Below are 15266 nucleotides of genomic sequence, written 5' to 3'. Positions count from 1 at the left end.
TTGTAGCCGTTTTTAGTATTTTAGATATTATTTTGTCAAATATTGATACGCTTCTAGCAAATTTTCAAAAACCAGCACACTTCCAGCGTCTTTTAATTCTTCTTCCGAACATTGAGTTAAGATTCCAATAGGTTGCATTCCAGCTAATTTTGCAGCAGTTGTGCCAGCTAAACTGTCTTCAAAAACCCAAATATCTTTAAAGTCAGACGCTGTAAAAGCTAAAGCAGTTGCTAAAGAAATGTATGCTTCTGGAGCAGGTTTTGGTTTTTCGTAATCTTGGACTCCAAAAACTACAGGGAAATTTAACTCTAAATGATGAACACTATTCTTTAAAAACTGTTTTGTTGCGTTGCTTGCAATTCCATAAGGAATATTTTTATCTGCTAAAAAAGCTGTTATTTCTCTAACACCAGGCAACAAAGTAGGCACAGTAAACTGCTCATCCAAATGTTTATCTTTCAATAAAAACAACTCTTCAGCACGTTTTTCTTCACCAATAACGCTACAATAATATTCGGCAATTAACATAGGTGAACCACCTGCATGACTTTTAGGAAATGGGGCAATTTCTTGATTAAATAATTCTTTAAAAGCACTAGACCAAGCATTGCCATGACTTTTAAAGCTATTGACAACAACACCATCAAAATCAAATAGAAATCCTTTAGGCAACTTCATTCACTCTTTTTTTTGCTTTTGCGTTTACTAGTTTTGTTAAATAAGGATTTAAGAATTTATTTGTTGGATCTAAATCGGCTCTTAATTTTTTAAACGCTTCCCATTTTGGATATACTTGTGATAATTCTGCATCTTTAGCAGCAAAACGCTTTCCCCAATGAGGTCTTCCACCATGTTTTAAAAATATTTTTTCTACACTTTTAAAAGCTTCGTACGTATCTGCTGTTGCTGCATTTCTAGAAACACAACCCATGGTTACAGTATCTTGTTTATACGCATAACTTAACCAAGAATTATCTTTTTGCACAAAACGAACATCCATAGGAATATGAATAAACGATTTATTGCTCCACTTATTAATTTCTGTTTTAATCTCTTCAAAAACTTGTGGAAATTTATCCAATGCAATAGTCCATTCTGCTAATTCCAAAGTAGATCCTCTAGATTTTGTTACAGTAGCTTGGTATAAAGTTCCTTTATGTTCTTTTTTAGAACTGAAAAATGCTTTTGCTAAAATTTTATTTGCGATAGATGTTATCCAAGGATACAAATGAGAATATTTGTATAAAATTTTAGATGCATTTCTTCTATGTTTTAAATGTTTAGGACCATTATTTTCAATAATTTTTGTGTCTGGTTTTATTTTATCTCCAGTAATTACATACCCTTTATCAGTATGTGGTAACCATAAAATTCTTAAAAAATCGTGATCTTTAAGTCTACTTTTAATTTTAGGTAGCCATTCACTATCTTTTTCTGGTCTTTCTTTTACATGAAGGGTGTAACTTTTTTCGCATTTAAAAGTAATGGTAGACATTACACCTAACATTCCAAGAGAAACTCTCACAGCATCCATTAAATTATCTTCTTCAGTAACTGTTTTTATGGTTCCATCTGCAAGCACCAAAGTGCATTCGGTCATATATTCAGATAATAATTTACCACTTGTACCATGAGTTCCTGTTGCTAAAGCACCACCAATAGTAATGGTGTTGATGTCTGGTAAGCAAGGGATACACCATCCAACAGCCTCAATAGCTTCTAAAAAATCGCCAAGAATTAAACCAGATTGCACTGTAACTGTTTTTTTGTTATAATCGTAAGAAACAATCTTGTTGTAACTTGTCATATCAATCAAAGCATCTGTACCTGCAGCAATGTCTGCAGAAGATTGCTTGCTGCCAAAAAAACGAATCTTGTCATTTTCAGCGATTACCTCACTAAGTTTTTCTTCTGATGTTATTTTATATAATGATGAATAGTTGTGTTGTACATTTTCGTTCCAACTTACCCAAGTGTTTTTTTGTTTCATGATATTTGTTTTTGGTTAAACAAAACTACATAATAATTACAGTCATTTCGTTTTTTATAGTGTTAAGAAAAACCAAAATGTGTAAAATGTAAAATTTGTACATACTATTTATCAAAACAGTAATGATACTTGATTTATGTGGGTATTTGATAAAAATAACTATAAAAACAATAAAATCTAAAAAGTGTTTTGTTAAAATAAGGTGTGATTTTTTCTTTAATTCAACTTAAAATCTATCTGCTGACTCTCTAAAGTTGCCAATAATTCATTAGAAACATTAATTTTTGTATTTCTACTTGGTAAACTCACCTCAATTTTTTCTTTAGCATCCCAAACTGTAAAATTTAGGGATTGTTTGCCAGGATTATTTTTCAAAATAGTTTCTAAATTTAAGATAGTGTTTTCTTTTATTTCGTTTAGTTGTATTTTAATGGTGATCTTTTTACACAATTCATCCATAATATCGTGTAACAATTTCATTTCTGTAAATTTTAATCTTGGTTCTCCAGCAACCCCTGTTTCTTTATTTGTCCAACCAGGTTGAATTGTAGAACGAACAAACAAGAAAGAATTTGGCACTAAAAAGTGTTTCATTCTTAAATAGTCTTCGCCAAAAATTCTAAACTCATTACTATCACCATAATCTTCAATTGTAAAAGCAGCCCAGCCTTTACCAGCTTTAGAAACTCTGTGTTGTACATCTGTAACAATACCTGCAAAAGCCAAATTCATACCAACAAATTTTGCCAAATCACCTTTAAAGTATTTTAAAGAAGCGTTGCAAAAAATCATTTCATTTTTAAAATCATCTAAAGGATGAGCAGAAATATAAATGCCAATAACTTCTTTTTCTTGTGATAAAAGTTCCATGGTTCCCCAAGTGTCACACTCAGGAATATCGGGTTCTGGAAATTGTACTGTAGATGCTTCACCAAACATAGAAACTTGCGCAGAGTTTTCGTTTTCTTGGTATTTACTTCCAAATTTCATGGCACGTTCTAAAAATGTCAATCCTTTTTCATCAGTAGCAAAATATTGAGCTCTGTGTGTATCCGTAAAAGAATCGAAAGCACCAGCTTTTATTAAACTATCAAAAGATTTTTTATTGGCGGCTCTCAAATCTACACGTTTTGCTAAATCAAAAATTGATGAATATTTGCCATTTTCTTCTCTTTCTTTTATAATTGCTCTTACTGCTCCAGCACCAACTCCTTTTACAGCAGCCATTCCAAAACGTACAGCACCTTCTGCATTCACAGAAAATTTTAAGAAAGATTCATTTAAATCTGGACCTAAAACTGCTAATCCCATTCGTTTACATTCCTCCATAAAAAAGGAAACAGCTTTAATGTCATTCATATTATTTGAAAGTACAGAAGCCATATATTCTGCTGGATAATGAGCTTTTAAATACGCAGTTTGATAAGCAATCCAAGCATAACACGTAGAGTGAGATTTATTAAAAGCGTAACTAGCAAAGGCTTCCCAATCTTTCCAAATTTTCTCTAATTTTTCTTCATCATGCCCATTTTTTCCTGCTTGTTCAATAAATTTTGGTTTCATTTTATCTAAAACCGCAATTTGCTTTTTACCCATCGCTTTTCTTAAAACATCGGCTTCACCTTTGGTAAAATCTGCCAATTTTTGCGAAAGTAGCATTACTTGCTCTTGGTACACTGTAATTCCATACGTTTCAGCCAAATATTCTTCCATGGCTGGTAAATCGTATTCAATATCTTCTGTTCCGTGTTTTCTGTTGATAAAACTCGGAATATATTCCATGGGTCCAGGTCTGTATAAGGCATTCATAGCAATTAAATCTGCAAAAACAGTTGGTTTTAAAGAACGCATGTGCTTTTGCATTCCAGGAGATTCATACTGAAAAATACCAACTGTTTCTCCTCTTTGGAAAAGCTCGTATGTTGCTACATCATCTAAAGGAAACGAGTCTGGATCTAAATCCACATTATGTTTAGCTTTAACAATTTTAACGGTGTCTTTAATTAATGTCAGCGTCTTTAAACCCAAGAAGTCCATTTTTAACAAACCAGCAGATTCCACTACAGAGTTGTCAAATTGGGTTACATACATGTCAGAATCCTTTGCCAAAGCAACAGGAACATAATTTGTAATATCTCCTGGCGTAATAATTACACCACAAGCATGAATTCCTGTATTTCTAACAGAACCTTCTAAAATGGTCGCTTTATTTATCGTTTCAGAAACCAAATCGTTTCCAAAAGACATGTGTCTTAATTCCTCTACAAGTTGTTTTTCTTCGGCTCGTAAACCAGCAACTTTCCCTTTACTTTTTGCATCATCACCAAAAATATTTTTTAGTTTGATGCCAGGAATTAATTTTGCGATTCTATCTGCTTCAAAAAGTGGTAAATCTAAAACTCTGGCTGTATCTCTAATTGATGATTTTGCAGCCATGGTTCCATACGTAATAATTTGGGCAACTTGATTTGCACCATATTTGTCAATTACATAATCCATAACTCGTCCACGACCTTCATCATCAAAATCGATATCGATATCAGGCATGGAAACACGCTCAGGATTTAAGAAACGCTCAAAAAGTAAATCGTATTTAATAGGATCTATATTGGTAATCCACAAACAGTAAGCAACTACAGAACCAGCTGCAGAACCACGTCCAGGACCCACAGAAACATCCATGTTTCTGGCTTCTCGTATAAAATCTTCAACAATTAAAAAATATCCAGGATATCCTGTTTTTTCAATTACGGAAAGCTCAAAATCTAATCGTTCTTTAATAGATTCCGTAATTTCTCCATACCTTTTTTTGGCACCAACAAAAGTTAAATGTTTTAAGAACGCATTTTCGCCACGTTTTCCACCATCAACTTTATCTTCTTCAGAAACAAACTCTTCTGGAATGTTAAAAGCTGGTAATAAAACATCTCTTGCTAAGGTGAAAATTTCAATTTTATCGACAATTTCTTGAATATTACTAATGGCTTCTGGCAAATCTGCAAAAAGCGTTTTCATTTCTTCTGTAGATTTAAAATAATATTCATCATTTGGTAAACCATATCTGTAACCACGCCCTTTTCCTTTTGGAGTCGCTTGCTTTTCACCATCTTTTACACACAATAAAATATCGTGCGCATTTGCATCTTTCTTCTCTAAATAAAAGGTGTTGTTTGTGGCAATAATTTTAACATCATGCGCTTTTGAGAATTTTAGCAACGTTTCATTTACAATATTTTCATCTTGTTGATTATGACGCATCAACTCAATATAAAAATCGTCTTTAAATTCTTCTTTCCACCAAAGTAAAGCCTCTTCAGCTTGTTTTTCTCCAAGATTTAAAATTTTACTAGGAACTTCACCATATAAATTTCCTGTTAAAACAATAATATCTTCTTTATATTTTTTGATGATTTTTCTATCAATTCTTGGTACATAATAAAAACCATCCACAAAAGCGATAGAAGACATTTTTGCCAAATTATGATACCCTTTTTTGTTTTTCGCTAATAAAACAACTTGATACCCATTATCTTTTACAGACTTATTTTTATGATCTTCGCACACATTAAACTCACAACCTACAATAGGTTTTATTGGAGTTGCTGCAGTTTTATTATGATTTAAAATAGCGCTTACAAAATGAAATGAAGCCATCATGTTTGCAGTATCTGTCATTGCAATAGCTGGCTGATTATCTGCAGCAGCAGTTGCTACAATATTGCCAATTTGCATGGTAGATTGCAACACCGAAAACTGTGTATGATTGTGTAAATGCGAAAACTGAACATCTTTCAGTTCAGCCAAACCTTCAGAAGTGGAAATGGTTTCTTTATCGTCTTTTAATTTGTCTAAGCGCTTGCGAATTTTATCACTTTCCTTTTTTAGATTGATGTGTTTTAAACCAATTAACTGAATTGGTTTTGGATTCGCTTCCGAGAAATTTTTAAAATAATCTGCATCAACATCTAATTCTTCTTTGGTAAACTCACGAATTCGGATTAATTCTAAAAAACAACGCGTTGTAGCCTCAACATCTGCTGTTGCATTGTGTGCTTCATTAAAATCTACACTAAATAAATGTTTGTGTAATTCAGTTAAAGTTGGTAATTTAAATTTACCTCCTCTACCACCAGGAATTTGACATAAGGTTGCCGTTTTTTCTGTACAGGTGTCTAATATTGGCAGTTTAGCCAAAGGAGTTTCAATACCTAATCTATGAAATTCACACCCCATAATGTTAAGATCAAAATTTAAATTCTGACCAACAATAAATTTTGTTTTTGCTAAAGCTTCGTTGAAAAGATGTAATCCTTTCTCTAAATCAATACCTTCTTGAGCAGCTAATTCTGTAGAAATTCCGTGAATTCTTTCTGCATCAAAAGGAATATTATAGCCTTCTGGTTGAATTAAAAAATCGTTGTGTTCTAAAACATTTCCCATTCCATCATGCAGTTGCCAAGCAATTTGCACACATCTTGGCCAGTTGTCTGTATCTGTAATTGGAGCGTTCCAACTTTTAGGTAAACCTGTTGTTTCTGTATCGAAAATTAAGTACATATTTCTGTGTAAATGTTGAAGAGTTTAATTGTGTAAGCGAACTGTAAAAGTAGAAATTTGTTCTTAAAAAATAGCTTAGAGTTATTGGCTTTTATCAACAATCAAATAGATTTTTTTTGTTTCCAAACAGTTTTTTCTTTTCGATTATAGGAGAAATTTTATAACATTTCTCAACAAGGTGTTCGCTTCTTTGTTTGATTTCAGTCAGAAAGTCTAAGTGATAAATTCAAGAAACTTTATTTATTATTATAAACAAAAAAGTCAACCCAATTAAGGATTGACTTTTATTAATTATATTCAAATAATTTAATTCATTAATTATGCTAATTCTTCTTCCACCATTAGTGAGTTAATTGCGGCTTGAATTTTTTGATGTTGCATTTCTAACATTTTCTGTGTTGAGGGTGCAAAGTCTTCATAGTTTAGAATTTCTTTATATTCGTCTAGACTGGCTTTTTCACCTCTTAATGCTTCTTCTAGAATTGCTTCTTCATCATTGCCACTAAATAATGATTTTAATGACATCCAATTTCTATGCATTGTTCCTTGAAAAGAACCTTCATCTTCTGGGATCTGGCCATAAGATAAGATTTCTGTTCTCAATTCTTTTGCGAATTGACTTCGTTCTGAGGCTCTATTTTTAAAGAAAATTTTTAGTCTTGTGCTATCTACATTTTCTGCTGAGTTTAAATATCCTTTTTCAGCATCGTAATTTTTCTCTAATAATTCGTTTAATTTGTTTGAAATTTTTTCTGTGTACTTCATAATGTCAGTTTCATTTTAAATTTCAATAATTTTTTTTAAGATGCCTATTGTTTTACATCTATAATACAAATGTACAGTACATATAGGTTTTTGCTTAGTTCAATAGCGTTGAACTTTAACTCATTTCAATTTTAATAGTTTTTTAAGAATTTTGTTTAGAGACTGAGTAAGTGCGTTAGGGATTGAAATGGCATCCTTTTTTTACTAATAAAAGTTAATTTACACTCAATTGTTTTGATTGTTACAAACTTGTTAAATTAAGTTTTCATAAAAAAAAGATATAATTGAAAGCCCGTTAAAACGCCCAAAATAATATTGATATTTAGTGTTTTAATTTGAAAAAGGTTTTGTATTTTTGCGCCCACTTATCACGAGTTGATAGGAGTTTTAATAACAAAGGTCGAGAACCTTAAAAAATTAATAAATTATGTCTGTAAAGATTAGATTACAAAGACACGGAAAAAAGGGTAAGCCATTTTATTGGGTGGTTGCTGCTGATGCACGTGCAAAAAGAGATGGTAAATACTTAGAAAAAATTGGTACTTACAATCCAAATGTAAACCCTGCAGTAATTGACTTAGATGTTGATTTAGCTGTAAAGTGGTTACAAAATGGTGCACAACCAACTGATACTGCAAAAAACATTTTATCTTACAAAGGTGCAATGTTAAAGAATCATTTAGTAGGTGGTGTAAGAAAAGGAGCTTTAACTCAAGAACAAGCAGATGAGAAATTTAATGCTTGGGTAGAAGAAAAAGCTGCTAAAATTGCTGATAAAGAAGCTGGTTTGTCTAAAGCTGATTCTGAGGCAAAAGCAAAAGCTTTAGCTGCAGAAAAAGCAGTAAACGAAGCAAGAATTGAAGCAGCAAAACCAGTTGTAGAAGAAGAAGCACCAGCTGCAGAAGAAGCAGTTGAAGCAGCTCCAGAAACAATTGATGAAGCAGCAGCAAAAGCATCAGAATAAAAACTAAATTAATACGAAAATGCGTAAAGAAGATTGTTTTTATTTAGGCAAAATCGTAACGAAATATAGTTTTAAGGGCGAAGTAGTTATCAAATTAGATACTGATGAGCCTGAGTTGTACACAGAAATGGAATCAGTTTACGTCGAATTTGGCAGTAACCTGGTTCCTTTTTTTATTGAGAAAAGTTCGTTACATAAAGGAAATCAGTTGCGTGTTCAGTTTGAAGACGTGTACTCTGAAGAAGAAGCTGAATCTATTTTAAAATGTGGTATTTACTTGCCTTCTACAATGTTGCCAAAACTTACTGGTGATAAATTTTATTATCATGAAGTAATTGGTTTTACTGTTGTTGATGCAAATTTTGGAGAAGTAGGTACAATTGTTCATATTAATGACAAAGCTGCACAACCACTTTTTGAAATTGATAGAGAAGGAAATGAAATCTTTATTCCTATGGTTGACGAATTTATCAAAAAAGTAGATAGAGAAAACAAAACCATTGAAGTTGAAACGCCTGATGGTTTGATAGAGCTTTACTTAGAATAATAGTTCATTTTAAAAATGTAATTGTTTTCAGGCAAAGAAAGTTTGAATCGCAATTTCAATAATAGAGAGGTGTCTGAGTGGTCGAAAGAGCTACCCTGGAAAGGTAGTATATGGGTAACTGTATCGAGGGTTCGAATCCCTTCCTCTCTGCTAAAAGAATACTAATTAGAGTCAAAACCCTACAAACGCTATGTTTGTAGGGTTTTTTCTATTCAATGCATACCAATCAAAATCATCAAAAATTGTTGTGTAAGATGCTGATTAGGGGTCTGTTTTTTTAATTTATAACTGACACCGAATTAAACTAAATATACTGATATTTAATTAGTTATGAGTTTTTTTAGTTTTATTTTCGTATATTTATGCTATAATAGTTAACTGACACCTATGCAACATTTATTCTCATTCATTTTCTACATCAAACGTAGTAAAGCAGACAAAAATGGAAAAGCAAATATTTATTTAAGGATTACTGTAAATGGTAAAAGAGCCGAATTAAGTATTTCAAGAAAGGTTGATGTTCAAAAGTGGAGTTCCTCTGCTGGCAAAATGAAAGGTTCTTCTGGAGAGGCTCAACAACTTAATAAATATATTGATAGTATTGCTAATCGAATTTATAAAATACACCAAAGATTAGTAGAAGAAAATAAATTAATTACTGCTATTAATATTAGAAATATTTACCAGGGTAAAAATGAGGTTCGAAAAATGACTTTAGAAATTTTTGAAAATCATAATATTCAAATGGAAAAGTTAGTTGGTAAAGATTATGCTTTAGGCACTTCAGAAAGATATAAAACAGCAAAAAAACATTTAAAAAATTATATCAATCACGAATATAAAATTGAAGATATACCAGTAACCGAGATTGACAATAAATTTATTACAGGGTTTGAATACTATCTGAAAACAGAAAAAAATTGTGCACACAATACAACAATAAAATACATTACTAATTTTAAGAAAATTGTTAGAATTGCTTACGCTAATGATTGGATAGTTAAAGACCCGTTTTTTAATTGGAAAGGCATTTTAAAGACAGTAGAAAGAGAATTTTTGGATGAAGAAGAAATTCAAAGATTAATTGAAAAAGAATTCTTTATACATCGTTTAAATTTAGTGAAAGATATTTTTGTGTTTAGCTGCTTTACTGGTTTAGCTTATGCAGATGTAAAAGCTTTAAATAAAGATAATATCGTGATTGGTATTGATGGTGGTCGTTGGATAAAAACAACAAGAAAAAAGACTAAAACCAAAAGTAATATTCCATTATTGCCTTCTGCAGAAATAATTTTAAAAAAATATGAAGAGGATTCTGATGTTTTAAATTCAAATAAGTTATTACCAATTTTAAGTAATCAAAAAATGAATGCATATTTGAAAGAAATTGCTGATATATGCGAAATAAATAAAAACTTAACTTTTCATTTAGCACGTCATACTTTTGCAACCACTATAACACTAACTAATGGTGTTCCAATAGAATCTGTTAGTAAAATGCTTGGGCATAAATCTTTGAAAACAACACAGCATTATGCTAAAATAATTGATAGAAAAGTTAGTGAAGATATGGCTATTTTAAAAAGTAAATTAAGTATCCATACAACTGTAAAAGAAAAGAAAGAGCTTCATTTGTAAATTTATTATATAGGTTTCATTTTGCACAACCATTGCAATAATTAATTTATATCTTTGCTACAATGAAATTTTTAACATTCATATTATCATTATTAATACTATTGCTTTCGGCAAAGCCTTGTTCTGATGGTCAAAATTTAGAAGACCAACATCAAGATGAAATAAGTATGAGCCACAATCATCAAGAAGACAGTGATGACACCTGTCCAGGTATGTGTATTTGTAATTGTTGTGGTATGTCAATAACTTATGAGCCTTTAGCAACATTTGAGTTATTAACTTTCAATAAAATTTCTACAAAATTAATATCTACATATCAAACAAATTATAGATTTGATAGTCAATCTAATATTTGGCACCCACCAAAAGCTTAATTAAGTTTTTAAAGGATAGCTATATCCCTTTTTAATGTTTTCACTTTCAGGAAAGCATTTGCATTTTTTTTAACTGAATTAATACATTTTCTATGATTAATAAAATCATTGATTTTTCAATCAATAACAAATTCATTATTGGTTTGCTTACGCTTACCATAATTGGAACAGGTATTTGGAGTATGACCAAAGTACCAATAGATGCTGTTCCAGACATTACTAATAACCAAGTACAGGTTATAACACAATCCCCCAATTTAGGTACTGAAGATATTGAGCAAATTGTTACTTATCCAATTGAAGTGGCAATGAGCAACCTTCCTGATGTTCAGGAAATAAGGTCAATTTCTCGTTTTGGCTTATCTGTGGTTACTATTGTATTTGATGATGATATGGGAACCTATCTACCTCGCCAATTAGTAGCCGAAAAACTAAACGAAGTCAAAGAGCAAATTCCTGCTGGATTTGGCGAACCTACAATGGGTCCTATTTCCACAGGTTTGGGTGAAATTTATCAATACACCTTAAAAGTAGCACCAGAGTTCAAAGACAAATATACCATTGCAGATTTACGTTCAATACAAGATTGGATTGTACAGCGACAAATGGCAATGGTAGAAGGTGTGGTTGAAGTAAACGCTATTGGTGGAAAAATTAAGCAATACGAAGTCGCGGTTGACCCAAACGATTTAAATGCTATTGGTCTAACAATTACTGATGTGTTTAATGCACTTGAAGCCAATAATCAAAATACAGGAGGTGCATATATTGAAAAGAACCATCAAGCCAATTTTATTCGAGGTGAAGGCTTGGTGCGAAGTTTAGAAGACATTAAAAAAATTACGGTAAAAACCGTTAATAATATTCCTGTAACTATTAATGATATTGCAACTGTGCAATTCGGTTCTGCCATACGTTATGGTGCATTAACCCAAGATGGTGAAGGCGAAGTTGTAGGTGGATTGGTAATGATGCTAAAAGGAGCTAATTCCAATGATGTTATTGCCAATGTAAAAGAACGAATGACTCAAATTGAAAAGTCGTTACCAGAAGGCGTAATTATTGAACCATTATTAGACCGAAGTAAATTAATTGGCGAAACAACTTCTACAGTAACAACTAATCTGATTGAAGGTGCATTAATCGTCATTTTTGTGTTGGTCTTTTTATTAGGTAATTGGCGAGGTGGTTTAATAGTTGCCTCTACTATTCCATTATCCTTATTATTTGCTTTTATTTTAATGAATGTTTTTGATGTTTGGGTAAACCTAATGAGTTTAGGAGCAATTGATTTCGGAATCATTGTAGATGGTGCTGTAATTATTGTTGAAAGCACTGTTTTTCTTATAGCATCACAAGTCCTAAAAAAGAAACAGCTTACATCCAAAGAACGAGATAAAGTGGCGTCTAATGCTTCAAAAAAGATGATGAATGCTGCCTTCTTCGGTCAATTGATTATCCTTATTGTTTTTCTACCCATTTTAGCCTTACAAGGTATTGAAGGCAAGATGTTTAAACCAATGGCATTGACCTTTATTTTTGCTATGATTGGTGCAATGGTACTTTGTTTAACCTATGTACCAATGATGTCTGCTTTAGTTTTAAGAGCACCAAAAAATAATAAAAAATCCTATGGTGATAGATTTGTGCATTGGGTTGAAGACAAATACCAACCCTTATTGGTTAGAGCATTACGAAAAGGAAAATGGGTAATTGGTATTGCAGTTGTTTTGTTCGGAATTACAGTTTTCATGTTTTCAAAAATGGGTGGTGAATTTATCCCACAACTCGATGAAGGTGATATTGCATTTCACGCCATTTTAAAACCAGGAAGTTCCCTTACCGAAACCATTGAAACGACTACTAAAATAGAGCAAATAGTAAAAGCAAAATTTCCAGAAATAGAAAAAATTGTTAGTCGTATTGGTGTTGCCGAAGTGCCTACAGACCCAATGCCGATGGATTTTGCGGATATTTTTGTAATCCTAAAACCTAAAAGTGAATGGACAACAGTGTCTTCAAAAGATGAACTCATTGAAGAAATGAAAGAGGCAGTCGAAATTATTCCTGGCGTTAATTATGAGTTTACACAGCCGATTGAAATGCGTTTTAACGAGTTATTAGAAGGTGTTCGTGAAGATATTGCTATAAAACTTTATGGAGAAGACATTGACATTCTATCTCAAAAAGCCGAAGAAATATCAAAAATTATTGCAGATACTGAAGGTATAGGTGATATGCGAGCAGAAGCTACAAAAGGATTGCCACAAATGACCATTACTTACAAAAGAAATAAATTGGCACAGTATGGGCTTCAAATAAATACGCTCAATCAAACCGTACAATCTGCATTTGCAGGTGGTACAGCAGGTGTGATTTTTGAAGGTGAAAAACGCTTCGATTTGGTGGTGCGTTTAAGTGCTCAAAACCGAAAGGATATTACAGATGTTCAAAATCTGTACATAAACTTGCCTTCAGGTGCTCAAATTCCTTTGCGCGAAATTGCAGATGTAAGCTACAAAGCAGGACCAATGCAAATCAGTAGAGATAATACTAACAGAAGAACCTATGTTGGTATTAATGTAAGAGGTCGTGATGTAAAATCATTAGTAACTGAAATAAAATCAAAATTAGATGCTGAACTTCAATTACCATCAGGTTATTTCATCCGCTATGGTGGTGCATTTGAAAATCTGGAACGTGCCAGCAACCGATTACAAACCGTTGTGCCTATTGCATTGTTACTCATATTTATATTGATATACTTTGCATTAAAATCACTACCACAAACTTTAATGATTTACATAGCAATCCCAATGGCAACCATTGGTGGTGTTGTAGCCTTATGGTTACGTGATATGCCATTTAGTATTTCGGCAGGTGTTGGTTTTATTGTATTGTTTGGAGTTGCGGTTCTTAATGGATTGGTAATGATAAGCGGACTCAATGAATTAAAAGATGAAGGTGTAACCAACCTGAAAGATAGGATTGTAGAAGGTACAAAAAGAAGAATTAGACCCATTATGTTAACGGCATTTACAGATATTTTAGGCTTTCTACCAATGGCAATTTCAGCATCAGCTGGTGCAGAAGTACAGCGTCCGTTGGCAACTGTGGTTATTGGTGGTCTGTTAACTTCTACCTTGCTCACCCTTTTTGTCTTACCTATTTTATACCATTGGGTAGAAAATAAATCATTTACGTTTAAACCAAATAAAAAGTTAGTAACAGCAACAGCAGTTGTATTATTACTATTGGGCTTTTCATCACAAAGTAATGCGCAAGAGTTGAATGATACAATTCCCGAAATTTCATTACAGGAAGCTGTTAAACTCGCTAAAAGTAATTTTCCATTATTAAAACAAAAGCAGTTGGAAATTACAAAACAAGAGCAATTAAAAGCGACTGCCTATGATTTCGGAACGACTCAAATTTTTACAGGTGGAGAAGAAGTTAATAGTGGCAATGGTATTTATACAACCATAGGTATTGGTCAATCTAATATTGATGTTTTTGGTATTGGTTCTAAAAAGAAGTTGCAAGAACAACGTATTAAATTGGCACAAAAAGCCTTTCAACTTTCCGAATTGGAATTAGAATTGGAAGTTAAAAAAGCGTGGTCTAATTGCTATCAAATGAAACGAAACTATGATTTGTATAAAGAACTGGATTCCATATATTCCAAATTTGAACAAGCAGTAGCTTTAAATTATGAAGTAGAAGCTATTTCTAAATTAGAATATTCGGCAGCAAAAAATCAAGCGTTTCAGATTCAAAATAAAAAAGTACAAGCCTATAGCGATTATTTGATTGCCTTACAGCAATTCAATTTGTGGTTAGTTTCAGATGATATTTATACAGTTTCAGATGAATTCGAGGTAGCGATAGATAGTGATATGGAAACGTACAGTATTGAAAGTCATCCATTGTACAGTATGTCGCAGAACATTGTAGATGAAGCAGAAGCCAAATATAAAGCTGCAAAGGCAGATAATTTACCGAAGTTCAATCTTCAAGGTGGCTTACAGCGTGTCAATGGCAATTCAGGATTTTACACCTATCAAGCAGGAATTTCAATTCCATTTTTATCAGGTACTAACAAAGCACAGGTTAGAAGTGCCAGAATTGATAAAGAAATAGCAGAAACCAATGTAGCGTTCAAAAAACAGGAAGTACAATCAAGGTTTGTTCAGGCTAAAGAAAATTATATCAAATGGAAAACGTCTTGGGAGTTTTACAAAGACCAAGTCTTACCATTAACAAAAGAGCAAAAAACAGGTGCATTACTGGCATACAGAGAAGGCGAAATAGATTATACTGCATTTACACAGTTAATTAAAGAAGCTATTCAATCGGAACTGGAAGCACAGACTGCATTAGTAAACTATTTAGAAAGCACATTTCAATTACAATATTTTAATCAATAAGACA

9 protein-coding genes and 1 tRNA gene are annotated in these 15266 nt (G+C 32.3%); 6 read left to right on the top strand and 4 right to left on the bottom strand.

The window, feature by feature from the left end:
- Positions 1-27: 27 nt before the first annotated feature.
- The 4 genes from P161_RS0102070 to P161_RS0102055 all read right to left on the bottom strand — a co-directional run bounded on the left by P161_RS0102070 (position 28) and on the right by P161_RS0102055 (position 7312).
- On the bottom strand, positions 28-678 hold the full coding sequence (locus P161_RS0102070) for an HAD family phosphatase (RefSeq protein ID WP_026775427.1): 651 nt from the start codon (positions 676-678) through the stop codon (positions 28-30).
- On the bottom strand, positions 665-1990 hold the full coding sequence (locus P161_RS0102065; protein ID WP_231494691.1) for a D-arabinono-1,4-lactone oxidase: 1326 nt from the start codon (positions 1988-1990) through the stop codon (positions 665-667). The genes P161_RS0102070 and P161_RS0102065 overlap by 14 nt, the downstream gene beginning before the upstream one ends.
- Positions 1991-2206: 216 nt before the next feature.
- Positions 2207-6547: a DNA polymerase III subunit alpha gene (gene dnaE, locus P161_RS0102060; RefSeq protein WP_026775425.1), complete on the bottom strand. Its 4341-nt coding sequence runs from the start codon at positions 6545-6547 to the stop codon at positions 2207-2209.
- Positions 6548-6865: 318 nt separating this feature from the next.
- Positions 6866-7312: a PA2169 family four-helix-bundle protein gene (locus tag P161_RS0102055; RefSeq protein ID WP_026775424.1), complete on the bottom strand. Its 447-nt coding sequence runs from the start codon at positions 7310-7312 to the stop codon at positions 6866-6868.
- A gap of 427 nt (positions 7313-7739) precedes the next feature.
- Between P161_RS0102055 and P161_RS0102050 the strand changes: the two genes are divergently transcribed.
- The 6 genes from P161_RS0102050 to P161_RS0102025 all read left to right on the top strand — a co-directional run bounded on the left by P161_RS0102050 (position 7740) and on the right by P161_RS0102025 (position 15262).
- Entirely contained in the window at positions 7740-8276 is a 537-nt protein-coding gene (locus P161_RS0102050) for a 30S ribosomal protein S16 (RefSeq protein ID WP_026775423.1), read from the top strand.
- A 19-nt stretch (positions 8277-8295) separates the two neighbouring features.
- Positions 8296-8823, top strand: a complete 528-nt coding sequence (rimM, locus tag P161_RS0102045; RefSeq protein WP_026775422.1) for a ribosome maturation factor RimM — start codon at positions 8296-8298, stop codon at positions 8821-8823.
- 63 nt (positions 8824-8886) lie between these two features.
- Positions 8887-8973: transfer RNA gene (locus tag P161_RS0102040), tRNA-Ser, on the top strand.
- Between the two features lie 237 nt (positions 8974-9210).
- Positions 9211-10461 (top strand): site-specific integrase, encoded by a 1251-nt coding sequence (locus P161_RS0102035; protein ID WP_026775421.1) that lies wholly within the window; start codon positions 9211-9213, stop codon positions 10459-10461.
- 62 nt (positions 10462-10523) lie between these two features.
- Positions 10524-10835 (top strand): DUF6660 family protein, encoded by a 312-nt coding sequence (locus tag P161_RS0102030; RefSeq protein WP_036841158.1) that lies wholly within the window; start codon positions 10524-10526, stop codon positions 10833-10835.
- A 92-nt stretch (positions 10836-10927) separates the two neighbouring features.
- Positions 10928-15262, top strand: a complete 4335-nt coding sequence (locus P161_RS0102025; RefSeq protein WP_026775419.1) for a CusA/CzcA family heavy metal efflux RND transporter — start codon at positions 10928-10930, stop codon at positions 15260-15262.
- Positions 15263-15266: the final 4 nt, after the last annotated feature.

Origin of the sequence: Polaribacter sp. Hel_I_88, from assembly GCF_000687935.1 — a bacterium.
Lineage (GTDB): Bacteria > Bacteroidota > Bacteroidia > Flavobacteriales > Flavobacteriaceae > Polaribacter.
The sequence above is the reverse complement of the archived record's forward strand: the minus strand, read 5'-3'. Positions and strand labels throughout refer to the sequence as shown.

Excerpts from the sequence above, each read along its gene's own strand:
- P161_RS0102070 (WP_026775427.1), bottom strand. The coding sequence starts at position 678 with ATGAAGTTGCCTAAAGGATTTCTATTTGATTTTGATGGTGTTGTTGTC.
- P161_RS0102025 (WP_026775419.1), top strand. The coding sequence starts at position 10,928 with ATGATTAATAAAATCATTGATTTTTCAATCAATAACAAATTCATTATT.
- dnaE (WP_026775425.1), bottom strand. The coding sequence starts at position 6,547 with ATGTACTTAATTTTCGATACAGAAACAACAGGTTTACCTAAAAGTTGG.
- P161_RS0102050 (WP_026775423.1), top strand. The coding sequence starts at position 7,740 with ATGTCTGTAAAGATTAGATTACAAAGACACGGAAAAAAGGGTAAGCCA.
- P161_RS0102065 (WP_231494691.1), bottom strand. The coding sequence starts at position 1,990 with ATGAAACAAAAAAACACTTGGGTAAGTTGGAACGAAAATGTACAACAC.
- P161_RS0102030 (WP_036841158.1), top strand. The coding sequence starts at position 10,524 with ATGAAATTTTTAACATTCATATTATCATTATTAATACTATTGCTTTCG.
- rimM (WP_026775422.1), top strand. The coding sequence starts at position 8,296 with ATGCGTAAAGAAGATTGTTTTTATTTAGGCAAAATCGTAACGAAATAT.
- P161_RS0102055 (WP_026775424.1), bottom strand. The coding sequence starts at position 7,312 with ATGAAGTACACAGAAAAAATTTCAAACAAATTAAACGAATTATTAGAG.
- P161_RS0102035 (WP_026775421.1), top strand. The coding sequence starts at position 9,211 with ATGCAACATTTATTCTCATTCATTTTCTACATCAAACGTAGTAAAGCA.